Origin of the sequence: Mycobacterium sp. 23, assembly GCF_048287075.1 — a bacterium.
In the GTDB taxonomy this organism is placed as follows: Bacteria; Actinomycetota; Actinomycetes; order Mycobacteriales; family Mycobacteriaceae; genus Mycobacterium; species Mycobacterium gordonae_B.
Genome location: NZ_JBLVUX010000005.1, coordinates 558,703 through 583,994 on the forward strand (window position 1 = coordinate 558,703; position 25,292 = coordinate 583,994).

Consider the following 25,292-nt stretch of genomic DNA (forward strand, 5'->3'; position numbering starts at 1 on the left):
CATGGCGCACGGAAGTGGATTGCTGACCGGTCGTGTCGCGGTGGTCACCGGTGGGGCAGGCGGCATCGGCGCGGCGACGTCGCGGCTGTTCGCCGCGCACGGCGCTCGGGTGATCATCGCCGACATCGACGGTGAGCGCGCGCAGCGGACGGCGGCCCAGATCGGCGACCCGGCTCTGGCGGTGGTGACCGACGTGCGGGAGTCCGATCAGGTCGCGGCGCTGGCGGCGACGGTGCGAGATGGGTACGGCGGGATCGACGTGCTGGTGAACAATGTCGGGCACTGGGTGCGGCATCCCGGTAACTTCGCCGGCACCGGCCCCGAGATGTGGGACGAGCTCTACCGGGTGAACCTGCACCACGTCTTTCTGGTGACCCGTGCTTTTCTGCCGATGATGGTCGACCGGCAGACCGGGGCGATCGTCAACGTCTCGTCCGTGGAGGGCCTGCGCGGCTACCCGGAGGACCCGGTCTATGCCGCGTTCAAGGCGGCCGTCATCGCGTTCACCCGCAGCCTGGCGGTGCAGGTCGGACGGGACGGTGTGCGGGTCAACGCGATCGGTCCCGACGTCACCGAATCCCTGCAGGTGCCCTACTCGCAGTGGCTCTCCCCCGACGAGCAGAGCCAGTGGCCGCAATGGGTGCCGGTCGGGCGGATGGGTCTGCCGGAGGACCAGGCCCGGGTCATCCTGTTCCTGGCCTCGGACCTCTCGTCCTTTGTCACCGGCCACACCATCCCGACCGACGGCGGGACCGGCGCCGCGGGCGGATGGTTCCGGTCCACCCGGCGCGCCGGCCGAGACTGGACCAACCGCCCTGTCGACCCCTGATCGAGCCCTCTAACCAAGACCTCTAACCAAGACCTCTAACCAAGAGAGGTGTGCATCAGCATCACGTCGTATGCCGACCACAGCGACAGGTTGAAGTACACGTCCTTGCCCGTCGTCCACGGGTGCATCATCGGCGCGTAGACGCCGCCCGGCATCTGGAAATTCGACACCAGCAGGTGCTCCGGGCCGTACGGGCCCTGCGGGGTAGGCGCTGTCCTGGCGACCACGTCGTTGGCGCCGTTGGTGTACATCACCAGGTACTGCTTGAGATAGGTGTTGTACTGGGCCGACATCTCCGCGACCGGGCCCGGGATGACCGGAGTCGCCGCCGACGGCTTGTTCGGCACCCAGGAATTCGAATCGCCGTTCCAATACTCGTATTTGGTGAGGTCCGGGATGAACCGCGGCTGCACACGCGACAGGTGGGCGGCGCCGCCCCGCCCGTTCGGGGTTCCGAACGAGTAAAGGTAGCCGTCGCTTCCCTTCAGATAGGCCCCCATCTGGAAGTTCTCGTTGCCCTCGACGTACGGAACCCGCGCGGCATCGGGCCCGTTGGCGCGGATCGTGCCCGGGTATACCGACCAGGTCTGGCCGTTGTCGGTGGACATCGCGACGCCGGAGTAGTTCGTCCACCATTCGCCGTCACGACCCCAGTCCTTGATGGACATGAAGTTGATGTACTGGGTCTTGCCGACCGAGATGGCGGCGGTCGGGATGATCCCGGTTTCTTCCTGGCGTACTTGATGCTGTTGATGACCTGGCGGGAGAAGCCCGGCTGCTGGGTGGGCGAACCGGCGTACCTGTTGCTGGGGTCGCCGGCGGCCACGTGCAGGCCGTGCGACAGGTCTTGGTCGTTGCTGCGGAACAACACGTTGTAGCGCCACTGGTCACCCTTGACGGCGCAGTAGCCGAACGTGTCACCGAAGGCCATGAGTACCTGGTGATTGGCGGGATCGCCGTTGTCCCAGAGGATTCCGAGGTCGGTTCCGGAGATGCCGAACCGTTCGAGGGTCTTGTTAGGGCCGTCCGGGCCGGTCACCCATTCGACCAGCGAGGTGTTGGAGCCGCCGAGGGCGCCGTCGGCTTCCGGCGCCCCGGCCGGCGGCGCCGGCGCCGGCGCCGGAGCCGGGTTAGGCGGAACGGCCCCCTCCGGAGCGGGCGCCAACTGGTCCGCCGCGGGCTGCTGCCCCGCGGCGGGTGGAGCGGGAACCGGGGGCGCGGGGTTGGCGCCCGGGACCAGCGCCTGCTGTTGCATCGGCGCGGAGTAGCGCTGTCCCGGTTGTTGCGTGCGCTGCAGCGGACCCAGCCGCGGCAGCGGGGCGCGGTCGTTGGCGCCCCGGGGGCGCTTGTTCATCGGGCCCAGTACCTTGCCGCCGGGATTGGTCACCACCGCGTTCGCCGGCGGTGGGACGTTCGCTTCGGGCGCGCTACAGGGCAACGCATGCGCCTGCGGGGCGGCGCCGGGCACCAGGCCGATCGGAAGGATAAGTCCGACAGCGGCCGTCGCTGCCAGCGATACCGAAACGAAGCGAGGAATCGCCGACATTTCACACCTTTCCATTGGCCGGACGCGAATTGACGTCCGCATGGGTTGATGTGACGATAGTGAGCAATGAGGTTGTTGTGACCGCTGAGCAGTCAATAGGTATGTGTCCGTGACCGTGTCGCAACCCTTCCCCGAACTGCGAAACCAACTTTCACGGAGCCTTTTTCGGCCCATCGCCGCACACTGCCCAGACTGAGAGCGATCTCATGCTTAGCCCGGCCCGGCAACGGATATACAGAGGCCGACCGCCGGTGTTCCAGTTCGGTCAATCCGTCAACGTCAGGAGGCACGGTGGTTAATGTCAGCGCGGAGCAGAGCGCGACGCCGGGGGTCGCGGCCGGATCGGGCCACCCCGAGGACCGGCCGGAGGTGTGGCCGGGCAAGGCCTATCCGCTGGGATCGAGCTACGACGGGTCCGGCACGAACTTCGCCGTTTTCAGCGAGGTGGCCGAGCGGGTCGAGCTGTGCCTGTTCGACGACGACGGCACGGAGACCAGGATCGCGCTGCCGGAAGTGGACGGATTCGTCTGGCATGCGTTCCTGCCCAGCGTCCAGCCCGGTCAGCGTTACGGCTTTCGGGTACACGGACCCTACGACCCCGCCAACGGCCACCGGTGCAACCCGAACAAGTTGCTGGTGGACCCGTACTCGAAAGCGATCGACGGTTCGTTTCAGTGGGATCAGTCGTTGTTCAGCTACAACTTCGGCGACCCGGACAGCCGCAATGACGAGGACTCCGCGGCCAATATGCCCAAGTCGGTGGTCATCAACCCCTACTTCGACTGGGGTGTGGACCGCCCGCCCGGCCACGAATACGCCGACAGCGTCATCTACGAGGCGCACGTCAAAGGTCTCACCCAGACCCATCCCGCGATCCCCGAGCGGATCCGCGGCACCTATTCGGCGATCGCGCACCCGGCGATCATCGACCACTTGACCACCCTGGGCGTGACGGCGATCGAGCTGATGCCGGTGCACCACTTCGCCAACGACTCGACGCTGATCGAGAAGGGGTTGTCAAACTACTGGGGTTACAACACCATCGGGTTCTTCGCACCCGATTTCAAGTACACCGCCAGCAACACCCCTGGTGGTCAGGTCCAGGAGTTCAAGGCCATGGTGCGCGCGCTGCACGAGGCCAACATCGAGGTGATCCTCGACGTCGTCTACAACCACACCGCCGAGGGGAACCACATGGGCCCGACGCTGTCGATGCGCGGCATCGACAACGCCGCCTACTACCGGTTGGTCGACGACGACAAGCAGTACTACATGGACTACACCGGCACCGGCAACAGCCTCAACGTCGGCCACCCGCACACCCTGCAGCTGATCATGGATTCGCTGCGGTACTGGGTCACCGAGATGCACGTCGACGGATTTCGCTTCGACCTGGCATCCACCCTGGCGCGCGAGTTCTACGACGTCGATCGGCTCTCGGCGTTTTTCGAACTGGTGCAACAGGATCCGATCGTCAGCCAGGTGAAGCTGATCGCCGAACCGTGGGACGTCGGGCCGGGTGGGTACCAGGTGGGCAATTTCCCCCCGCAGTGGACCGAGTGGAACGGGAAATACCGCGACTCCATCCGCGACTTCTGGCGCGGCGAGGACGCCATCCTCAGCGAATTCGCCTCGCGCATCAGCGGATCTGCGGACCTCTACGAGCACACCGCGCGCCGGCCGGTGGCGTCCATCAACTTCGTCACCGCCCATGACGGATTCACGTTGCGGGACCTGGTGTCCTACAACGAGAAGCACAACGAAGCCAACGGCGAAGACAACAACGACGGCGAGTCGCACAACCGATCCTGGAACTGCGGCGCCGAGGGCCCCACGGACGACCCGGAGATCAATGCGCTGCGCGCCCGGCAGAGCGCAACTTCCTGGCGACAACCATTTTGTCGCAGGGAGTTCCGATGATCTGTCATGGCGATGAACTGGGCCGCACCCAGAACGGCAACAACAACGGTTTCTGCCAGGACAGCGAGCTCACCTGGATCAACTGGGACAACGCCGACAGCGACCTCATCGAGTTCACCCGGGCGGTGGCGGCCGTCCGGGCCGCACACCCCGTCTTCCGTCGGCGCCGCTTCTTCACCGGGGCCCCGGTGCGCATCCGGGGTTCGGAGGGCTTACCCGACATCTCGTGGTTCCGGCCCGACGGTTCGGAGATGAGCGACGAGGACTGGGATTCCGGCTTCGGCAAGTCGGTAGCGGTCTTTTTGAACGGTCTGGGCATTCCGGGCACGGATACCCGGGGTCAGCGCATCACCGATGACTCGTTCGTGCTGTGCTTCAACGCTCACCACGAGCCGATCGAATTCGTACTTCCCCCAGACGAATTCGGGCCCGGCTGGCTGCCGGTGCTGGACACCGCAGCCGGCACCGGACAGGTCGAGAACGCTGACGCGCTGCCACCACAGGGCAAGATCACGGTCGAGGGACGCGCGGTGGTGTTGCTGGAGCAGACCCAGCGCGAAGAGTAGCGGGCGTTAGCCAGCCTGTTCCCCCGGCGCGAACCGGCAGTATGCTCAGGGCGCCGCTTGCGTGACCGGCGTGACCACCACGATCTCGTTGAGCACGCCGGGTAATGGCACCCGCGTCGGTCGAGGCCTGCCAGCGGGCCCTGACCGTGCGCAGCAATGTCGTGATCGACGTCAGCGGCTGTGGGTCGAAGGGACCCGGCGACGCCGACGTGAAGCTGGACACCCAGCTCGCCGGCGAGGTCGATAAGCCTAGCTACCCCAGCAACGGCCGGATGTTCACATGGAAGCTGCCGGGGCCCGCGATCGCGAACAGTTGGTCCCCGGCGGCGACCGCGAGGTTGATGACGCCGTTGAACGCCTTCGCGCCGGCGCCGTTGGCGGTGACTATGGCAAAGTTGCCGCCCGCCAGGCCCCCCGACTGATCGCCGGCCAGCGCGAAGTTGTTACCGCCGGCGGTCACCGCGATGTTCAGAACGCCGGCGCCACCGGCCCAGACGTCATGGTTGCCGTCGCCCACGACGGTGGCGATGTTGGCAAAGTTCACTGGGCCGTGGCCGCTGGCCTCGACCAGCTGATTGCCTGAGCCGACAACGGTGGACAGTATCCCGAAATTGGCCGGCTGATGCCCACGGACTGTGACACCGGTGTTTCCGTCGCCGACGGCGGTGGCGACACCACCAACGCTCAGCCCGGCAACGCTGGCCGCGACCGTGTTGTCGTTACCGACCGCCGTGGCGGCAACGGCGATGTTGCCGCCCGCACCGCCTGCCGTGGCCGCGACCTCCGTGTTGCCGTCCCCGATCGCCGTGCCGAAGGTGCCGATGTTCGCGCCGACACCCGATGCGGTGGCTGAGGTTTCGTTGCCCGCTCCGGCCGCGGTGGCCAGAGTCGCGTAGTTCTGCACACCTGTCGCTGACGCGGTGGCCGTGTTACCACCACCGATGAACGCGGTCGCAGCCGTCGCGATGTTGCCGGCGCCGTTGGCGGTCGCCGAGACGGCGTTGCCGTCGGTGATGGCGGTGGCGAGGGTGGCGATGTTCCCGCCGATGCCCACCGCCCGCGCCACCGCCGCGGTGTTGTTGTCACCGAATACGGTGGCTAGCGTTGCGATATTCCCGCCCGCCCCACCAGATTCGACCATGCCGCCGGAGTTGCCGTCGCCGCACACCGTGCCCAGGGTGGCGATGTTCTCCACGCCGAAGGCGCTGACCTTCATCGAGTTGCCGTCGCCGATCACCGTCGAGGCAACCGGCACGTTGCCCAGCCCGGTCACCTCGACGGTGGCTGTGTTCTGGTCTCCGATGGCGGTAGCGAGCGAGACGAGGTTTCCCGATCCGGTAGCGCTTGCCGACACCGTTGCGTTGTTGTCGCCGATCACGGTGCCTAGGGTGACGATGTTGCCGCCGACCCCGATCGCGTGCGCCCCGGTCACGGCGTTCCCGCTGCCGAACACGGTAGCCAGGGTGGCGATGTTGCCTCCGGCCCCGCCGGCCTCGGCCGCCACGTCGGTGTTTCCGTCTCCGTAGGAGGTGGCCACCGTCGCGATGTTGTCCAGCCCGAATGCGGTGGCGGACAGGCCGTTATCGTCACCGATGCCGGTGGCGATGGTGGCGATGTTGCCCAGGCCCGTCGCACTGACTTTGGCGGTGCTGTTGTCACCGAACACACTGGCCAAGGTGGCGATGTTGCTGCCTCCACCGCCCGCCTCGGCAGAGACCTGAGTGTTGCCGTTGCCGATGGCGGTGGCAAACGTGGCAATGTTGGCGCCCACGCCTGGCGCGCCGGCGATGACGCCATTGTTGTCACCGATGGCGGTCGCGACGGTGGCGATGTTTTCCACGCCGAACGCATCGACCTTGGCGGTGTTGTTGTTACCGATCAGGGTGGCGATGTTGGCGGTGTTGCCCAGGCCGGTCGAGGTGACCGACGCCGAGTTGCCGTCGCCGATCACGGTGGCCAGCGTCGCGGTGTTGCCACCACCGCCGCCGGCCGAGGCGGATACCTGGGTGTTGCCCTCGCCGATCGCGGTGGCGAAGGTGGCGACGTTGAGTCCGACACCGGGCGCGCTGGCCGCGACATTGTTGCCGTTGCCGTATGAAGTGGCCACGGTGGCAATGTTTTCAACGCCGAGGGCGCTCGCCGATGAGGTGTTGTTGTTGCTGAACAGAACGGTGGACAAGGTGGCGGTGTTGCCCGCGCCCACCGCGCTGGCCTGTGCCGTGTTGTTGTCGCCGAACACGGTCGCCAGGGTGGCGACATTTCCCCCCGCGATGCCTGCGTCGGCATCCACTTTGGAATTGCCCTGACCGATCGCGGTGGCGATGGTGGCGGTGTTGCCGCCGACGCCCTTGGCTTCGGCGGAGACGTTGTTGTCGTGCCCGTAGGAGGTGGCCAGGGTGGCGATGTTTCCCACGCCGATCGTCTCGGCCGCCGAATTGTTGTTGTTGCTCAACAGCACCGTGGACACGCTGGCGATGTTGCCGGCGCCGAATGCGCTGGCTTTGGCGGTGTTGTTGTCGCCCAACGTCGTCGCGACGGTCGCGATGTTGCCACCTGCGCCACCGGCATCGGCGCTGACCTGAGTGTTGCCGTTGCCGAACGCGGTGGCGATCTGTGCGGTGTTGGCCCCGACCCCGACGGCGCTGGCGCCCACCCCGTTGTTGTTGCCGCCCGAGGTGGCGACAGTGGCGATGTTGCCGGCCCCGATCACCTTCGAGGTGACCGTGCTGCCGTTGCCCAACGAGGTGGCGACGTTACCGACGTTGCCGGCGCCGAGCGCGCTGGCCGCGACGATGGGATTGTCGGCGCCGAACGCGGTGGCCACCGTGCCGATGTTCTCGGAGCCGCTGGCGTCGGCCGAGACGGCGGTGTTGCCGCTGCCGCCGACGGTCGCGACCGTGGCGATGTTGTTTAGGCCGAGAGAGCTCGCCTTGACGCCGTTGTTGTCGCCGAACAAGGCACTGGCCACGGTGCCGAGGTGACCGCCACCGGTCGCGTTGGCATTGATGGTGTTGTTGTTGCCGATGACGGAGGCCGCGACGGTGCCGAGGTTGCCGCCGACTCCCGTCGCCGTTGCCGCGACCGCGTTGTTGTTGCCCAGCGCGGCTGCCACCACTCCCTCGTTGCCGCCAGCGCCACCGGCGGCGGCAAGCACGTTGACATTGCCGCTGCCGGCGACGGCCGCCACGACGGCGTTGTTCTCGACGCCGAACGCGTCGGCCGACACGTTGCTATTGTTGCTGCCGAAGACCGCGGAGACGATGCCGGTGTTCTCTACTCCAGTCACCTTGGCCGCCACGCCGGAGTTGTTGTTGCCGAAGGCCGCGGCCACGGTGGCATTGTTCTGCACACCTTCGGCGGTGGCCGACACAATGTTGTCGTTGCCGAAGGCAGCCGCGACCGTACCGATGTTGCCGACGCCGATGGCGTTGGCGAGCACAGTGTTGTTATTGCCGAACGCCAGCGCGCCGGTGCCGATGTTGACCGCGCCGGTCGCGTTCGCGATCGAGTTGCTGCCGATGACCCCAGCTATGTTGAGCACGCCGCCGGTCGCCGAGGCACTGCTGCCGCTACCGAAGGCGAACGCGATGTCGGCCAGATCGGCGCTCGCCGAACTGTTGGCGCCGCTGGCAACGGCCAGGCCACCGAAGGTGGTGTTGGCCTGGGCGGTGCCGGTCTGCAGCAGTTGCAGCCCGAAGAGCGAGATGCTGAAGTCCACGCCTTCGCCCGGCAGAGCCAGCGCCTGCTGCCACGGTGCCAGCGCCTCGGCCACGGCTGAGGCCCCCGCGTGGTAGCCCGCCATCACCGAGACATCCTGAGCTCATAACTGCTCATAGACAGCTTCGGTTGCCGCGATCGCCGGCGCATTCTGCCCGAACAGGTTCGAAATCACCAGCGCCACAAAATCGTTACGATTCGCCGCAATGAGCGCCGGATGCACGATCGCGGCCTGCGCGGCCTCGAAGACCGCCGCGGCGGCAGCGGCCTGGCCGGCGGTTCCGGCGGCCTGCGCCGCCGCCGCGTTGAGGTAGTTGCCGTAGGGACTGGCCGCGGCAGCCATGGCCGCCGACGCCGGCCCCTGCCACGCTCCGCCCACCAGCCCGGCGGTCAGCGCATTGAATGACGATGCCGCGGACAGCAACTCGTCGGCCAAACTCGTCCAGGCGGTGGCCGCCTCCAACATCGGCCGCGGCCCGGCACCGGAATACAACAGCAGCGAATTGATCTCCGGGGGCAGCATCGAATAATTCATCGAACGTATCCATTCTCAGCGTCTGGCTCCTCCGGCCGACCGCCGCTCCCGATGCGGCGACCGCCGGTCGCAACTCCGCACCAGCGGCTCACGTGTGGACCGACTCGGTTGCCCGACTGACCATCACGAACGCGCCTCCTGCTGACGAGATAGAGCAACCCGGAAAAACAGAGCAGCCGGCAGCAAGAACATATATGGCACCGGAGGATTCTGTTTCGGATTTCGCCAATTGAAGTCGGGTTCGGCTAGCAGCGTTGGAGAGCGGGCGGATTGGGAACACCGGTAACAACAAACCGCACAAGCAAAGGAACGACAATGAGCGCAAAGCCCAAAGCCCTGTACCTGCCGCTGTCGATGGCCACCAGCGTTACCGGCGGCCTGTTGGCCGGTGCCGTTTTCAGTCAGGTATGGAAACGGTTCAGCGACGACGACCAGGCCCCGCCCGACCCGAAGGATCTGAGCAACTCCACCCGCTCCGCCCTGATCGGCGCCGGCCTGCAGGGGCTGATCTTCGGTGTGGTCAAAGCCGCGGTCGACCGGGCGGGCGCCCGCGGCTACCGAGCGGTCACCCACGAGTCCCCTGCCCCCTGACGGAGGCCCTCGGTCACGTTGGTAGAACGTGTTACAGTTTTGCCTACCGTGGCCGGGCGCCCGGGCCAACCGGGCTATGCGCTGAAGGAGACCCGGATGACGCGTGTTTGCCGAAAAGCGCGGTGGCAGAGATGAACTCAGTGCCATGACGAAGCCGATGGGCAAAGCGAGATCGTTGACGCTGGTCACCCTCGCGTATGTGATCGCGATCGGTGCGGCTGCCGGCTGGCTGGCCTGGGGCCCGCGAACCGGACGCCTGTGGCTGGACACTTTCATCGCCGACGTGCTGGCCACCCTGGTGGTCTTCGCCTTCAGCCGGGGCTACCGCAATTCCAGTTTCTACGACGCGTATTGGAGCGTCATACCACCGCTGCTGGTGTTGTACTGGTGGAGCCAGGCCGGGCCCGGAGTCGACCAATTGCGTTGCTGGCTGGTGGTCGTCGTGATCATGGTGTGGGCGGTGCGATTGACTGGGAACTGGGTCTACGGATTTCCCGGCCTGCACCACGAGGACTGGCGCTACCCGATGTTCAAGGAGCGGGCGGGGCGCTGGGAGTTCGTCGTCGACCTGGTCGCCATCCACCTGATCCCCACGCTGCAGGTCTTCGCGGGCATGTTGCCGGTCTACGTTTGCGTGACCCGCCCCGGCGCCGGTATCCGCTGGCTCACGCTCCTCGCTTTTGTGATCGGGTTGGCCGCGGTCACCCTGGAACTCGTGGCCGATGTGCAGATGCACCGGTTCGTCCGCGAGGCCCGCGCCGGTGCGGCCATGGACCGCGGGCTGTGGAGTTGGTCGCGGCATCCGAACTACTTCGGCGAGTTCGGGTTCTGGTTCTCTCTCGCGTTGTTCGGAGTGGCGGCGGCACCATCGGATTGGTGGTGGTTGTTCGTCGGAGCGGCGGCGATGCTGGCTATGTTCCTCGGCGCCAGTATTCCGATGATGGAGACACGCAGCCTGGCCCGTCGCCCCGAATACCAGCGCGTCATCGACCGGGTGTCGCGCTTCGTGCCGCGACCGCCGCGGAAAGTGGCGGCATGAGCCGCAAGCGGGTGGTGATCGCGGGCCTGGGCGACGTCGGCGTGCTGACCGCGATCCATCTTGCGCCACACTTCGAGGTGGTCGGGATCTCGGCGAAACCCGGGTTGGTCAGCGGTCAGGAACTCGGCGTCCGGCTCGCCCGCCCCGACGATTGGGCAAGGGATTACTGGATTCCGTTCGACAGGTTCCGCAAGTTGGACCAGGTCCGGACGGTGCAGGCCGAGCTGACCGGAGTCGACCTCGACGGGCGGAAAGTGTTCGGCCGCCGCGAGGATGGCACGCCGATCGCCGAGCCGTACGACGCCCTGGTCATCTCCACCGGCGTCAGCAACGGTTTTTGGCGTGAGCCGTCGCTGCGGTCCGCGGCCGAGATAGGTGCCGGCCTCTACGCGGCACATGAGCAGGTCGCAACGGCCAGATCGGTGATCGTCATCGGCGGTGGCGCGGCGGCGGTCAGCAGCGCCGTCAACATCGCGACCACGTGGCCGGACAAACAGATCGACCTGTACTTTCCCGCGGAGCGGCCGCTGGGTGACTACCATCCGCGGATCTGGAAACGCGTCGCCGGTCGGCTGGCCGAACTCGGCGTGGGCCTGCATCCCGGGCATCGGGCCGTGATCACCGACGACTTCACCGGCGACGAGATCACCAGCGAACCGGTGCGCTGGAGCACCGGCCAGACACCGGCGGTGGCCGACGCCGTGCTGTGGGCGATCGGCCGGGTGCGCCCCAATACCGGCTGGCTGCCGCCGGAACTGCTCGACGAGGGTGGGTTCGTGCGGGTGACGCGACAACTCCAGGTCCCCGGCCACCCCGACGTCTTCGCGGTCGGTGACGTGGCGGCGACGGATCCCCTGCGCAGCTCCGCGCGCAACCGCGGGGATGGGTTGGTAGCACGGAACGTTCGCGCCCTGTTCGCCGACCGCCCGTTGCGTTCCTTCAAGGCGCCGGGGCGGCGCTGGGGTTCGCTGGTGGGTGTTCAGAGCGACGGGTTGGAGGTGTTCTTCCCGACCGGGCATGCCTTCCGCTTCCCGCTGTGGTCGGTCGAGCATGTGGTGATGCCGTTGATCGTGCGCTGGGGAATGTATCGCGGCATCCGCGAGAACCGTCCCTTCGGGTGAGCCGCCACAACGATGGAGATCTGGGAACTCGTTGCGCGCGAACAGATTCGCGACACGCTGGCACGGTACAACTGGTCGGGTGACGCCGGCCGGGTCGACGACCTCGCCGCGACGTTCTGTGTCGACGGCCTGCTGGAGATACGCGGCTCGCGGTCACTACGCGGCAGAACGGAGATCGCCGGCTTTCTACGTGGTGTGACGGCCGATGTAGCCACCACCGCCGGTGCAGGCGACAAAGCCGTCGTCCGGCACATCGTGGCCAACGTGCGGTTCACCGACCTCACCGCGGAGCAAGCGCACGTCTCGTCGTACTTCACGGTGGTCACCCACGTCGGGCTGGACCATTTCGGGCGCTACCGCGACGTGCTGGTACCCGCCGAGGGCACGTGGCTGATCAAGCAGCGGACGGTGTCGACCGACTGGGCAGCCCCGGCCTCGCAGATGGCTCGCGACTGACCACCCGCGCAACCGCCGCCGCTGCCAGGAAGCCGCCCAGCGCCACCCAACCGTCAGCACCGGCCAGACCGTTCTTGGCCATCAGCACCAAGGCAACCCCGGCAATGCAGATCAACCCCCCGGCGACCGTGGTGCCGATCCCCGCGATCCGGACCGGCTCGTCCCACCAGGGCAGACGCCGGTGCTCCAGGGGTGAGAGCAGCCGGAACATCGCTGTCATGACCGCGGCGAAAACCACCGCCCGCAGAGCGAGCAGCGCCCAGAACCCCGGGGCGTGCACGTCATACGCGTCCAGTCCCACGGCATTCAGACCGACGGCGGCGATCGCGATCGCCGGAATGTGCCACAGGTACAACGTCATCGCTCCCCCGTTGCCCACCGCGACAGCGCGCCAGACCCTGGGACGCTGCGCCCAGCGGCGGATCGGCGCCGCGGCGGCCACGAACGCACACGACATCCAGGTGCAGTGCAGCGCCAGCAACAGCGTCGGCGGCGACACGTTCGACACCTTCTCCGCGCCGGTCACCACCAGCGAAACCTCATACGTGCCGGCGAGAGCGAGCGCGACCTGCGCAGTGAGGGCCGAAACCGCGGCGGCCACCGCCGCCCGAACGCTGGTCAGCCCGCGGGCGTAGGCAACCCCGATCACCACCGGAATCAACCAGACGACCAGGAAATTGGCGACACCGGACTCGGGTGTTCCCACCGCGAAACGGATCCTGTCGATCACGTACGCGGCCACGAGCAGACCCGCCACGGTCAGCACTGCGGCCCGTCCCGACCGCAACCGGGTCAACGCCGGGACGAAAGCCAGTACCACCAGGTAGACGCCGAGAAACCACAGCAGCGCCACGCACTCGCGTCCGAGTCCGTCGGCGGATTCGTCCCCGACCGTGATCCGCACCACCACCAGCGCCACCGTCCACGCCGCCAGGTACCAGAACACCGGCCGGCACAGGCGCTGCGCCCGGGTGAACAGCCACGAACCCCAGGCCGAGCCGGAATGCCAGCCGTAGGCGCCCGCGGCCCCACCGGCCAGGAAGAACAACGGCATCACCTGAACCACCCAGGTCACGGGCGCGATCGCCGGGATGGCTCCGAGCAGGTTGCCGATCCGCACGCCACCGGAATCGATGGTGGCCAGCAACAGCGCGCAGTGCCCGAACATCACCACGACCAGAGCGGTCAGGCGCGCGACGTCGACGGCACGGTCGCGCTTGCGGTCGGATGCCAGCACAGCAGGATCAGGCAGGGAAGTAGCGAGGGGCATTCGTCCAGCATGCCCAGCCGGCCCGGCAGCCGGATGAGTAGTACTACGCGTCGGAGTTCACCGCCCGAAGCCCGCGTCCCGCAGGGCCTGCGCCATCGAATTGCCCGACGGCTCGGGCGCCCTGCGCCGGGAACTCCCGGAGTGCTGCGAATTTCGTTGCTGCGGTGAGCCTTTGACCCCGGGACGGGACGCTGCCGTTCGGTCCGGCCGCTTGTCGCGCTGCGGCTGATCGCCCAGGCGCAGGCTCAGCCCGATGCGCTGACGTTCAACGTCGACCTCCATCACCTTCACCCGCACCACCTGACCGGAGCGGACCACCTCATGCGGATCCGACACGTAGCGGTCGGCCATCGCGGAGATGTGCACCAGACCGTCCTGATGCACGCCGACGTCGACGAAGGCGCCGAAAGCCGCCACATTGGTGACCACGCCTTCCAGCACCATGCCCGGCTTGAGGTCGGCGACCTTCTCGACGCCGGTCGCGAACGTCGCGGAGGTGAAGGCCGGGCGCGGGTCGCGGCCCGGCTTTTCCAGTTCGGCCAGAATGTCGGTCACCGTGGGAATACCGAATCTGTCGTCCGCGAAGTCGGCGGGGCGAAGCTTGCGCAGCGCACGTTCGTCACCGATGATCTCCGCCAAGGTGACGCCCGAGCGGTCCAGGATCCGCCGCACCACCGGGTAGGCCTCCGGGTGCACACCCGAGGCATCGAGCGGATCGTCACCGCCACGGATTCGCAGGAAGGCCGCGCACTGTTCGAATGCCTTGGGCCCGAGGCGGGGAACGTCCAGCAGCGCGCGCCGGTTCGCGAACGGGCCGGTGTGGTTCCGGTGCGCGACTATGGCCTCCGCCAGCGATTCGGAGATGCCGGAGACTCGCGCCAGCAGCGGCACCGAGGCGGTGTTGAGATCCACGCCGACGGCGTTCACCGCGTCCTCGACCACCGCGTTCAGACTGCGGGCCAGGATCCCGGGGGTCACATCGTGTTGGTACTGCCCGACGCCGATGGATTTCGGCTCGATCTTCACCAGTTCCGCGAGCGGGTCCTGCAGGCGCCGGGCAATCGACACCGCGCCGCGCAGGGTCACGTCGAGGTCGGGCAGTTCGTGCGCGGCGTAGGCCGAGGCGGAATACACCGATGCGCCCGCCTCGCTCACCATTGCTTTCGCCGGGACCCGGATCGAACCGCCCCCGGCTGCCCGGATATCGGCGATCAATTCGCTTGCCAGCGCATCGGTCTCACGCGAGGCCGTACCGTTTCCCACCGCGATCAGCTCGACGCCGTGCCGGGCGACCAGCGCGGCGAGAGCCGCCTTGGCGGCATCCCATTGCCGCTGGGGTTGGTGTGGGTAGATGGCGCAGGTGTCGAGCACCTTGCCGGTGCCGTCGACCACGGCCACCTTCACGCCGGTCCGGAAACCGGGATCGAGGCCCAGTGTGGTGCGGGCCCCCGCCGGTGCGGCCAGCAGCAGGTCCTTGAGGTTTCTGGCGAATACCGCCACCGCCTCCTCTTCCGCCCGCTGCCGCAACCGCATGCGGGCGTCGACCGTCGCGGAGAACATCAGCCTGGCCCGCCAGGCGAGGTTGACGGTGGTGGCCAGCCATGGCTGGGCCGGGGCCTTGACAGACAGGTCGACATCGAGGGTGCGCGCGATCATGGCCTCGTAGACATCGTCGGGTCCGCCGTCGAAGCTGAACGCCAGCGCCTTCTCCTTCTCGCCGCGCAGCACAGCCAACACCCGGTGCGACGGCATACTCTCGAGCGACTCGGAGAAGTCGAAGTAATCGCGGAACTTCTGCGCTTCAGGACTTTTCGCCGCTTCCTCGGACCACGGCGTAGTGCGCAGCGCGGCCCGCCCCCAGAACGTCTCACGGATCGCGCCCACCAGTTCGGCATCCTCGGCGGCGCGTTCGATCAGGATGTGCCGTGCGCCTTCCAGCGCCGCCGCGGCATCAGCGACATCCGGGAAGTCGTCACCGACGAAGTCGGCGGCGGCCGTTTCGGGGAGCTGTGCAGGGTCGCCGACCAGCCGGTCGGCCAGGGGCTCGAGGCCCGCTTCCCGCGCGGCCTGTGCCTTGGTCCGGCGCTTGGGCTTGTACGGCAGATAGATGTCTTCGACCCGGGCCTTGGTGTCCGCTGAGAGCAGCGCGGCCTTCAATTCGTCGGTCAGCTTGCCCTGTTCGGCGATGGACGCGAGCACGGCGGCCCGGCGTTCGTCCAGCTCCCGCAGGTACCGCAGCCGCTCCTCGAGCAGGCGGAGCTGCCCGTCGTCGAGGCTTCCGGTGGCCTCTTTGCGGTAACGGGCGATGAACGGCACGGTGGCGCCCTCGTCGAGCAGCTTGACCGCGGCGGCCACCTGGGGCAGCTCTACCGCCAGTTCCTCAGCGAGACGGGCATTTACGGTTTTGATGGTGGCTGTCGGCGTCACGCGGAGGACCCTACCGAACACCTCCGACGGCACCCGTCAACCGGGTCCGGCGCGCCCCCGTACGGTCCGGTCCAGGATGCCCAGCGTCGCTCGCAGCGCGGCTTCGGAGATGACCGGAAAAATTCCCGCGTCGCGCCACTGCTGGTCGATGTTCGACCAGTCGTAGAACGAGGTGACCACGGTGCCCGCGCCGTCGTCGGTGGACTCCAGACGATAGCCGTAGACATGGCCGATCTGGGGCCGGATCTGGCCCAGGATGGTCCAGGCGATCAGCCGGTCCTGCTCGAACTCGGTGATCTCGACCGTGACGTCGTACTTCCCCAGTTGCGGGAAGTCGTTCAACGACTCGCGGTCCATGTGGACCACGAACGTGTCGCCGACAGCCCTCACCGGGTCACCTTCGGCGTCCTGCAGCATCCCCGACGAGTCGATCGCGACATGCCCGCGCGGCTCACAGAGCAGCGCGAAGATCTGCGCGGCGGGAGCCGCGATGGTGCGTTCGGTTTCAATGCGTTCCGTCATCGGATTATCCGATCAGTTTCGTCAGCCAGTTGGGATTCTGCAGGTCCACGCCGCTGCTGCCGTCCCACACGAACGGTGTGCCGTTGGCGTTGAACCCGGCCAGCGACGCACTGGCGTTGTTGGCCTTGGTCTGGGCGGTCCCGAGGTCGGCGCCCGACTTGATGCAGTTGGTCGCGGTGCTGTTGGCCCCCACGGTCTGGGCGAGGTGCGCCAGTTCCGCGTCGGTACGGTCGGCGGGAGCGCTCTCCTGTGGCTGGAAGTCGCTTCCGAACAGAGCGGAGTAGAAGCCGGTGTATACCTTCGGGTCATTCTGCGCCGCAACACAATACGATGCCGCCACGGCGCGGGTCGAGTAATTCTTGGTGTGCGACTGCTCGTCGAGGAAGTTGAGCAGGTGGTAGCGCACCGCGAGTTTCTTGTTGTTGACCGCGGTGTCGATGTCGCTGGCGTAGGACCTGATGAACGCACCGCACGGCGGGCAGATCGGTTCGTTGAAGACGTCGATCGTCGCGACGGCCGCCGAGCTGCCGATGAACACGCCGTCATTGAGCACGTTGAGTTGCACGGCGTCCGGGGCCGGCGGCGGCGTGGAGGATTTCGACGGCGAGGCTGAATGCTTGGGGTGGGAGAAACCGATGATCAGCCCGCCCGCGACCGCAACGATCACGGCGATCGCTAAACCCGCCCAAAGCCAGGGCTTGCGCAGCAGGCCGGTCCCCCGCGACTGCTGCGGTTGGCCCCACGGGGGTACTCCGGTGGTGCCCGCGGGCGTGGCTCCCCAGCCGTGGGTGGGAGCCCACTGCCCCGGCGCGGGGCCACCCTGGGCGGCCGGCTGCGTTCCCGGCATTGGTGCCGGAGGCGCCGGCCAGGGTGTTCCCGGCGTCATCGCGGGCGGCGCGGCGGCCGGAAAACTTCCGGGTGTCGGACCGGCGAACGGTGGCGGCAGTTTCCCGACCTGACTGCGTTCGAGGATGTCCGCAGCCCGGTCCTGGTCGGGCGTCGCCAGCGCCGCATATGCCGCGGCCGACAGGTCTCCGCAGGTGGGGTAACGGTCCGCCGGATCCTTGGCCATACCCCGGGCAATGACTTGGTCGAAGGCCGCCGGAATGCCCGGACGCGCCACGCTGGGCCGCGGAACCGGCTGATTGAGATGTGAGCCCATCACGCTGAGCTGGTCGCCCCGATAGGGCGGGGTGCCGGCCAGGCACTCATACAGCACACAGGCCAACGCGTAGATGTCGGCCCGGTAGGTCACTTCGGCCTCGCCGAAGCGCTCCGGAGCCATGTAGTAGAGAGTCCCCACCGTGCTGCCGATCTGAGTGAGCTTCTCGTCCGAACCCGCGCTGGCGATGCCGAAGTCGACCAGGTACGCGAAGTCGTCGCCGCTGACCAGGATGTTCTCCGGTTTGACGTCACGATGCGTCACTCCGGCGGCGTGTGCCGCGTCCAGTGCGGCGCCGATCTGCCGGATGACCGCCACGGCGCGCGGCGGGGTGAGGGGTCCGTAGCGCTTCAAGATGGCGGCCAGGTCTTTGCCGTCGATCAGGCGCATGTCCACATACAGCTGACCGTCGATCTCGCCGTAGTCGTGGATCGGCACGACATGCGGTTCCTGCAAACGTCCGGCCGTGCGGGCTTCCCGCTGCATCCGGGAGCGAAAGACCGGGTCCTGCGACAGCGACTGCGACATCAGCTTCAGGGCGACGACACGCTCGCGCACGGTGTCCTCGGCCTCGTACACGTCACCCATGCCGCCGCGCCCCACCAGGCGCCGCAAACGGTACGGCCCGAACTGCGTCCCCTCCCGCGAACCTTCGGACGTGTCACCCATCGCCGACTTCCCACCCACCTTTCGCACAGCAATCCGATCCGAAGCGCCTTCGCGCCTCCGACCATGACCTGCGCCGGACACGAGTACGCGGTGGCGTGCCAGGCATAAGGCTAATGGTTTCGGCAAGCAGCAGGCGTGCTTTGCCGGGCCGAGCGGCGAAGAGGCGTCTGCGCAGTTGCCCAGAAGTATAGATAGGTCACCCTAAGTTAGGTTAGGTTACCCATAGTTTAGATACCGAGAGCGGCGAGGACAGTGAGGCACCCGATGACCGTATGGATGGCGATACCCCCCGAACTGCATTCGAGCCTGTTGAGCAGCGGTCCGGGACCCGGTGCAGTGCTGGCCGCAGCGTCGGGATGGCAGACGCTCAGCACCGAGTTTGCCGTGGTGGCAACCGAATTGACCACCTTGCTGGCCACCGTGCAGGGCGGAGTGTGGGACGGCCCGACGGCGTCGCGATACGCCGCCGCCCACGTGCCGTATCTGGACTGGCTGACGCGCGCGAGCGCCAAGAGCGCAAACGCCGCCGCGCAACACGAGTTGGCCGCCGCCGCGTACACCGCGGCATTGGCAGCGATGCCGACCCCGGCCGAACTGGCCGCAAACCATGCGGTGCACGGCGTACTGGTCGCGACGAACTTCTTCGGGCTCAACACGATCCCGATCGCGCTCAACGAGGCCGACTATGTGCGGATGTGGATTCAGGCAGCCACGACGATGACTGTGTACCAGGCACTTTCGTCATCGGCGGTCACTTCGGTGACGCCCACGGACGCGGCGCCGCCGATCGGCACCGCGGAACCGGCGAAACTGCCTCCCACCGATCCCATCGAAGAAGCGTTGGCCTGGTCCGAACATTTCTCGAGCATGTACCGGGTGCTCAAGAGCCTGGTCACCAACCCGTTCGGCACGGTAGTGCAGATCATCACCGACTTCGCCACCAACCCGGCGGCCGCGTTGACCACCTGGCTCCCCCTGATCTACGTGTTTGCCTACGCCGCAACGTTCGCGTTGTTGGGCTCTCCCATCTATACCGTGGTCGCGGCCCCCGGGTTCGCCGCGATCCCGCTCGCGCTCGGCCTCTCCACGTTGTGCGCCCTCCCCGCCGTCGCCGCCGAAGCCGGCGCCGAAGCACCCGTCGCGGCCGCCGAACGCGTCGTGCCCGGCGCCGGCATCACCGCGCCCCTGACGGCGGGTGCGGCACCGGCACCCGGCGCTGCCCCTGCCCCGCAGACGCCGGTTGCTCCCGCTCCTGCCGGCGCACCCGCACCGACGCCCGCCCTTGGTGTCGCATATCTTGTCGGCCCGGGTCCCGGCGCCGGGCCGACGCTCGGTCCCGCTCTGCGCACCAAGGCGGCAGCGAGTGCCCCTGGGGCGCAGATCGCCACGTCCGCCGCAGCCGATGCCAGAGGTGCGGTTGCGCCCCGCCGGCGCCGTCGCTGCACCGTCGACAGCCGTGGCTACCGCGACGAGTTTCTGACCATCGAGGAGCCGGCGGCGCCGCCGGAACCGCCGGCCGGACACTCGAGCGCCGGGGCAGGATCATTCGGATTCACCGGAACCGCAACGGTATCCGGCATAGACGCCGCCGGATTGGCCACGCTTGCCGACAGCTCTTTCACCGACTCGCCGGCCGTCCCGATGACGCCGACCACCTGGGATGACACGGGTCGCCGGACGTGAGGGCCGGGAATCACCAGGTCCGCTGTTGCGGCCGGCCCTCACGCCCGACGACGGTCTCTCAGAGGATGTAGAGCATCTCCTGGTAAGTGGGTAACGGCCAAAGGTCGTCCGCCACAATGCCTTCCAGTGCGTCAGTCGCCGCCCGCACCGCATCCATCGCCGGCAGCAGCTCCTTCTGAGCGTGGGTGGCCTCGTCCAGCGCGGTGCTCGACGAGTGGTCCGACAACGCCGCCTTCAATGTCGCCAGCGCCGAGGTCAGGTCCGTGAGCGGAGCCGAAACTGCTTCCAGCGCTGCGGTGTTCGGCTCGACACCGGCCGCCTTCAAAGTGGCGACGTTCTGGGCGAGCTCCGTCTGGTAACGCAAGGCCGCCGGCAGAATGACCGTCGTGCCCATTTCCAGCGCCAGCTTAGCCTCCACCGCGATGGTGAGTGCGTACTGCTCCAAGCGCACCTCGTAGCGGCTGTGCAGCTCCCGTTCGTTGAAGACTCCGTACTTCTCGAAGACCGCCACCGCTTCCGGCTTGATCAGCTCCGGGATGGCGTCCAGCGTCGTCTTCAGGTTCGGCAATCCGCGCTCAGCGGCCTCTATCTGCCAATTCTCCGAGTACCCGTCGCCGTTGAACACCACGGCGCCGTGCTCGGTGATGACATCGGTGAGCAGTTTCTGCACCGCGGCGTCGAAATCCTCGCCGGCCTCCACCGCCTGCTCGAGGATCGTCGCCATGTAGTCGAACGAGTCGGCCATGATCGTGTTGAGGATGATCATCGGCACCGCGACCGTCTGCCCGGACCCCGGTGCCCGGAACTCGAACCGGTTACCGGTGAACGCGAACGGGCTGGTGCGGTTGCGGTCGCCGGCATCGGTCGGCAGCGGCGGCAGCGTGTCGACACCGATGATCATGGTGCCCTTGCCTTTTGACGATGTTGCCGCGCCCTTGGCGATCTGCTCGAAGACGTCGGCCAGCTGCTCGCCGAGGAAGATCGAGATGATCGCCGGCGGCGCCTCATTGGCACCGAGCCGGTGATCGTTGGTGGCCGAGGCCACCGACACCCGGAGCAGTCCGGCGAACTTGTGCACGGCGCGGATCACCGCCGCGCAGAACACCAGGAACTGGGCGTTCTCGTGCGGCGTGTCGCCCGGCACCAGCAGCGACCCCAGCTCGGAGTTGCCGACCGAGAAGTTGACGTGCTTGCCGGAGCCGTTCACGCCGGCGAACGGCTTCTCGTGGAACAGACACTCCATGCCGTGCTTCTTGGCGATCGTCTTGAAGATCGTCATCAGCAGCTGCTGGTGGTCCGAGGCGATGTTGGCCCGTTCGAACATGGGTGCCACCTCGAACTGGCCCGGGGCCACCTCGTTGTGCCGGGTCTTGGCCGGAATCCCGAGCTTGAACAGCTCCCGCTCGGTGTCCATCATGAAGCCCAGGACACGCTCGGGCACCGCGCCGAAATAGTGGTCGTCGAACTCCTGGCCCTTGGGCGGCTTGGCGCCGAAGACCGTGCGCCCGGCGTTGATCAGGTCGGGCCGGGCCAGGAAGAAGTGCCGGTCGACCAGAAAGTACTCCTGTTCGGGGCCGCAGAAGGACACGACCTTGTTGAGGTCCTGGTGACCGAAGAGGTTCAGGATGCGCTCGGCGTGAATGCCCATGGCCTGCTGGCTGCGCAGCAGCGGGGTCTTGTAGTCCAGCGCCTCGCCGGTCATGGAGACGAAAACCGTTGGGATGCAGAGCGTGTTGCCGTTCGGGTTTTCCAGGATGTAGGCCGGGCTGGTGACATCCCAGCCGGTGTAGCCCCGTGCCTCGAAGGTGCTGCGCAGGCCGCCGGACGGGAAGCTGGAAGCGTCGGGCTCGCCCTGGATCAATGTCTTGCCGGCGAACTCGGCCAGGGTGGCGCCGTCGGAGACCGGCTCCAGGAAACTGTCGTGCTTCTCCGCGGTCAGGCCGGTCATCGGGTAGAAGACGTGCGCGTAGTGCGTGGCACCTTTCTCCAGCGCCCAGTCCTTCATCGCCACCGCGACCGTGTCGGCGACGGCGGGGTCCAGCGGAGCACCCTTCTCGATGGTGGCGACGATCGACTTGAAGACCGTTTTCGGCAACCGCGCCTGCATCTCGGCCTTGGTGAAGACGTTGGAGCCGAAGATCTCGCCCGGAGCTTCACCCGGTACAAAACTGATCGCCGGGGGTACATATGCCTCGACATTGTTGATCGCCTGCAGGCGGACCGCGTTTCCGCTCAATGGAGTTCCTATCACTATCGTGCGTTGAGGGGGGTCCGTGACTCATCGCCGACGGACGCTAGACCGCCTCACCGTAGGTAGGTTCGATGGCGATCTTGTTACGCACGCGTCAACGGTGGCGCAGCATTGGTTGCGAACGTGAGACGCGAAGCGCGAAGGGGGCTTGACGTGCAGCAGTTGAGTTGGAGTGACGACATGATGCTGCGGGCCGAAGGCCCAGCCACACCGTTGCAGATTCAAATGCTGTTGATCTACGACCCGTCCACCGCACCGGGCGGAAAGGTGACGTTCAAGGGCATCTTGGAGGAACTGGACGCCAGGCTGCATCTGGCCGATGTCTTCCGCCGGCGGCTGACCGAGCTTCCGGGCGGCCTGCACATGCCGTACTGGGTGGAGGACCCGAACTTCGACCTCGAATATCACGTGCGCCATATCGGGCTGCCACAGCCAGGAGACTGGCGGCAGCTGTGCATCCAGGTCGCCCGGCTGCACGCCCGGCAGATCGATCTGCGCCGTCCGCCGTGGGAGATCACGGTCATCGAGGGGCTCAACGCCGTGCCCGGCGTTCCCGCGGGCTCGTTTGCCATGGCGCTGAAACTGCACCACTGCGCAGTGGACGGGATGGCCAGCGTCCAGATGATCGCGGCCTTGCACGACCTGGCCGCCGACAGCCCACGCCCGCCGGGCCCGGACCGGCCCTGGCGCCCGGCCCCGCTGCCCTCGACGTCAGACCTGCTGTCCCGAACGGCGGTCAATGCGGCGCTGTACCCGGTGCGGGCCGGCAAAGTCGTGCTGTCGAGTGCTCCGCAACTGGTCCGCGGACTGGCCGGACTGCCCGGCAAACTGGCCAGTGGCCTGGTGAGCAGAGTCGCCGACGGTGCCCGGCCCACGTTTGCACCGAGGACCCGCTTCAACGAGACGGCGTCGCCGCATCGCGTCTTCGAAGCCCGGTTCCACGATCTCGCCGACTTCAAGAAGATCAAGGCGCGGGTGCCCGGCGCGACCGTCAACGACGTGGCCCTCGCCTACGTCGGTGGCGCCCTTCGCCGGTACCTGGCCGGGCACGACGAGCTTCCCGAGGAGTCGCTCGTCGCGGCGTGCCCGATCTCCCTGCGCGAGTCCGGCGATACCAGCGGCAAAGGGAACATGCTGGCCGGCCGGCTCCAGACGCTGGCGACCGACATCGCCGATCCGCTCGAACGGCTGACCGCTATTGCCGAGTCGACCGCGCAGAGCCGCTCGGAAGCCGAGCAGACGACCAGGACGCAGATGCTGGAACTGGTGGCGACCCTGCCGACGGCCCTGCTCGGGGTCACCGCCAAGGCCGCCAGCGTGCTTCCTTTCTCGGGGCCCACCGTCGCCAATACGACCGTCACCAACGTCCCGGGTCCGCCGGCTCCGATCTTCTTCCGCGGTGCCCGGCTGCTGCGCGCCGCCGGCCTCGGCCCGCTGATCGGCGGCTTGAACCTGTGCCATGTCGTGGCCAGCTACAACGGGATTCTGTCGATCAGCGCCACCGCGGACCGCGACGCGCTGCCCGATCCCGCCCACTACGCCCACTGCATGGACAACGCCTTCGAGGAGTTGCTCGCCGCGGCGGGATAGCGTGGCCGGGTGACGAGCGACGGCCGGCCTTCGAATCGGCTGCGACGCAGCCTCGGTGTCGGCGACGCGGTGGTGATCGGCCTGAGCTCCATGATCGGCGCCGGCATCTTCGCGGCGCTGGCGCCCGCGGCGCGGGCTGCCGGGGCCGGCTTGTTGATCGGCCTGGCGGCGGCCGGTGTGCTGGCGTACTGCAACGCGAGTTCGTCGGCGCGGTTGGCGGCGTTGTATCCCGCGTCGGGCGGAACCTACGTCTACGGCCGCGAGCGGTTGGGCGAGTTCTGGGGATATCTTGCGGGCTGGGGCTTCGTCGTCGGCAAGACCGCCTCGTGCGCGGCGATGGCTCTCACCGTCGGGACGTACGCCTGGCCCGCCCACGCACACGCGGTCGCGGTGATCTCGGTGCTGGCCCTCACCGTCGTCAACTACCTCGGCGTGCAGAAGTCGACGTGGCTGGCGCGGAGCATCGTCGCGACGGTGTTACTCGTGCTGATGGCCGTCATCTTCGCCGCGTTCGGATCCGGACCGCCTGATCTTGTCGCGAATCTCACTACGCTGCACGGCATTTCGGCAGGTGGCGTGCTGCAGTCGGCGGGGCTGCTGTTCTTCGCGTTCGCCGGCTACGCCCGCATCGCCACCCTGGGCGAGGAGGTTCGTGACCCGGCCCGAACCATCCCGCGCGCCATTCTGATCGCGCTGGCGATCACGCTGGTGGTGTACGCCGCCGTGGCGGTCGCCGTGCTGACAGTGCTCGGGCCGCGACGGGTCGCCTCGACTGCCACGCCCCTGGTCGATGCGGTGCGGGTGGCGGGCGCGAGCTGGCTGGTGCCGGTCGTCGCTGTCGGTGCGGTGCTCGCGGCGCTCGGTTCCCTGCTGTCGCTGCTGTTGGGGGTGTCACGGACCGCCTTGGCGATGGCACGCGACCACCATCTTCCGCACCAGCTCGACGCGGTGCATCCGCGGTTCGCGGTGCCGCATCGCGCCGAGATCGCGGTCGGAGTGGTGGCCGCCGCACTGGCCGCCGCGGTCGATCTGCGTGGCGCGATCGGATTCTCGTCGTTCGCTGTGCTGGCCTACTACGCGATCGCCAACGCATCCGCCTTCACGCTGCGGCCACAGGAGGGCGCTCTGCCCAAGGTCGTTCCGGTGTTCGGGGCGCTGGGCTGCATTGTGGTGGCCTTCGCCCTGCCGGTGACATCGGTGATCGCGGGTGCCGCTTTCCTCGCGTTGGGCGCCGTGGTGTTCTGGGTGCGGCGCCTGTTGCGACGGGATTGGTGAGCCTGGGCTTGCTGGCGGTACTCGCGCCGGTGCTGTTGGCTTTACCCCGTGGTTGACGAACAACAGAGCCGACGTGGGGATCAACGAGGACATCATCCGTCCGAGCCACACCGCGAAGGTGCG

General features: G+C 67.5%; 13 protein-coding genes and 3 pseudogenes. 9 read left to right on the top strand and 7 right to left on the bottom strand.

All coding sequences use genetic code 11. The features are described 5' to 3' along the window. The first annotated feature begins 1 nt into the window (after position 1). Positions 2-829, top strand: coding sequence for an SDR family NAD(P)-dependent oxidoreductase (locus ACNQS7_RS04030; RefSeq protein ID WP_418011530.1), 828 nt, complete (start codon positions 2-4; stop codon positions 827-829). 35 nt (positions 830-864) lie between these two features. On the opposite strand, the pseudogene ACNQS7_RS04035 reads toward ACNQS7_RS04030, so the two are convergent. Continuing rightward, positions 865-2,375: pseudogene (locus ACNQS7_RS04035) on the bottom strand (DUF4185 domain-containing protein). Between the two features lie 369 nt (positions 2,376-2,744). Here ACNQS7_RS04035 and glgX point away from each other — a divergent pair. Continuing rightward, positions 2,745-4,861: pseudogene (gene glgX / locus ACNQS7_RS04040) on the top strand (glycogen debranching protein GlgX). A gap of 3,750 nt (positions 4,862-8,611) precedes the next feature. Here the strand turns inward: glgX and ACNQS7_RS04045 are convergent. After that, positions 8,612-9,113: pseudogene (locus tag ACNQS7_RS04045) on the bottom strand (PPE family protein); the annotation flags it as partial. Positions 9,114-9,428: 315 nt separating this feature from the next. On the opposite strand from ACNQS7_RS04045, the gene ACNQS7_RS04050 reads away from it, so the two are divergent. The 4 genes from ACNQS7_RS04050 (at position 9,429) to ACNQS7_RS04065 (ending at position 12,320) form a co-directional block, all read left to right on the top strand. After that, on the top strand, positions 9,429-9,704 hold the full coding sequence (locus ACNQS7_RS04050; RefSeq protein WP_418011531.1) for a DUF4235 domain-containing protein: 276 nt from the start codon (positions 9,429-9,431) through the stop codon (positions 9,702-9,704). Between the two features lie 145 nt (positions 9,705-9,849). Next, positions 9,850-10,743: a DUF1295 domain-containing protein gene (locus tag ACNQS7_RS04055; RefSeq protein ID WP_418011532.1), complete on the top strand. Its 894-nt coding sequence runs from the start codon at positions 9,850-9,852 to the stop codon at positions 10,741-10,743. Beyond that, positions 10,740-11,864, top strand: a complete 1,125-nt coding sequence (locus ACNQS7_RS04060; protein WP_418011533.1) for an FAD-dependent oxidoreductase — start codon at positions 10,740-10,742, stop codon at positions 11,862-11,864. Before ACNQS7_RS04055 ends, ACNQS7_RS04060 begins: the two co-directional genes overlap by 4 nt. Before the next feature lie 12 nt (positions 11,865-11,876). Then, positions 11,877-12,320 (top strand): nuclear transport factor 2 family protein, encoded by a 444-nt coding sequence (locus ACNQS7_RS04065; protein ID WP_418011534.1) that lies wholly within the window; start codon positions 11,877-11,879, stop codon positions 12,318-12,320. On the opposite strand, the gene ACNQS7_RS04070 is transcribed toward ACNQS7_RS04065, so the two are convergent. The 4 genes from ACNQS7_RS04070 to ACNQS7_RS04085 are packed head-to-tail and all read right to left on the bottom strand — an operon-like array spanning position 12,259 to position 18,370. After that, on the bottom strand, positions 12,259-13,590 hold the full coding sequence (locus ACNQS7_RS04070) for an acyltransferase family protein (RefSeq protein WP_418011535.1): 1,332 nt from the start codon (positions 13,588-13,590) through the stop codon (positions 12,259-12,261). The genes ACNQS7_RS04065 and ACNQS7_RS04070 overlap by 62 nt on opposite strands. A 57-nt stretch (positions 13,591-13,647) precedes the next feature. Further along, positions 13,648-15,999 (bottom strand): Tex family protein, encoded by a 2,352-nt coding sequence (locus tag ACNQS7_RS04075; RefSeq protein ID WP_418015872.1) that lies wholly within the window; start codon positions 15,997-15,999, stop codon positions 13,648-13,650. A gap of 54 nt (positions 16,000-16,053) precedes the next feature. Further along, positions 16,054-16,539 (bottom strand): SRPBCC family protein, encoded by a 486-nt coding sequence (locus ACNQS7_RS04080; RefSeq protein WP_418011536.1) that lies wholly within the window; start codon positions 16,537-16,539, stop codon positions 16,054-16,056. A gap of 4 nt (positions 16,540-16,543) precedes the next feature. Further along, positions 16,544-18,370 carry a serine/threonine protein kinase PknE gene (locus ACNQS7_RS04085; protein ID WP_418011537.1) on the bottom strand — a complete coding sequence of 609 codons (1,827 nt, stop codon included), beginning with the start codon at positions 18,368-18,370 and terminating at the stop codon, positions 16,544-16,546. A gap of 264 nt (positions 18,371-18,634) precedes the next feature. Between ACNQS7_RS04085 and ACNQS7_RS04090 the strand changes: the two genes are divergently transcribed. Then, positions 18,635-20,053: a PPE family protein gene (locus ACNQS7_RS04090; protein ID WP_418011538.1), complete on the top strand. Its 1,419-nt coding sequence runs from the start codon at positions 18,635-18,637 to the stop codon at positions 20,051-20,053. A gap of 58 nt (positions 20,054-20,111) precedes the next feature. On the opposite strand, the gene ACNQS7_RS04095 is transcribed toward ACNQS7_RS04090, so the two are convergent. Beyond that, positions 20,112-22,289, bottom strand: coding sequence for a glutamine synthetase III (locus tag ACNQS7_RS04095; RefSeq protein ID WP_418011539.1), 2,178 nt, complete (start codon positions 22,287-22,289; stop codon positions 20,112-20,114). 168 nt (positions 22,290-22,457) lie between these two features. Between ACNQS7_RS04095 and ACNQS7_RS04100 the strand changes: the two genes are divergently transcribed. Both ACNQS7_RS04100 and ACNQS7_RS04105 read left to right on the top strand, forming a co-directional pair. Next, complete coding sequence (locus ACNQS7_RS04100) at positions 22,458-23,894, top strand: WS/DGAT/MGAT family O-acyltransferase (protein WP_418011540.1); 1,437 nt, start codon at positions 22,458-22,460, stop codon at positions 23,892-23,894. A gap of 9 nt (positions 23,895-23,903) precedes the next feature. After that, complete coding sequence (locus ACNQS7_RS04105) at positions 23,904-25,169, top strand: APC family permease (protein ID WP_418011541.1); 1,266 nt, start codon at positions 23,904-23,906, stop codon at positions 25,167-25,169. The last annotated feature ends 123 nt before the right edge of the window (positions 25,170-25,292 follow it).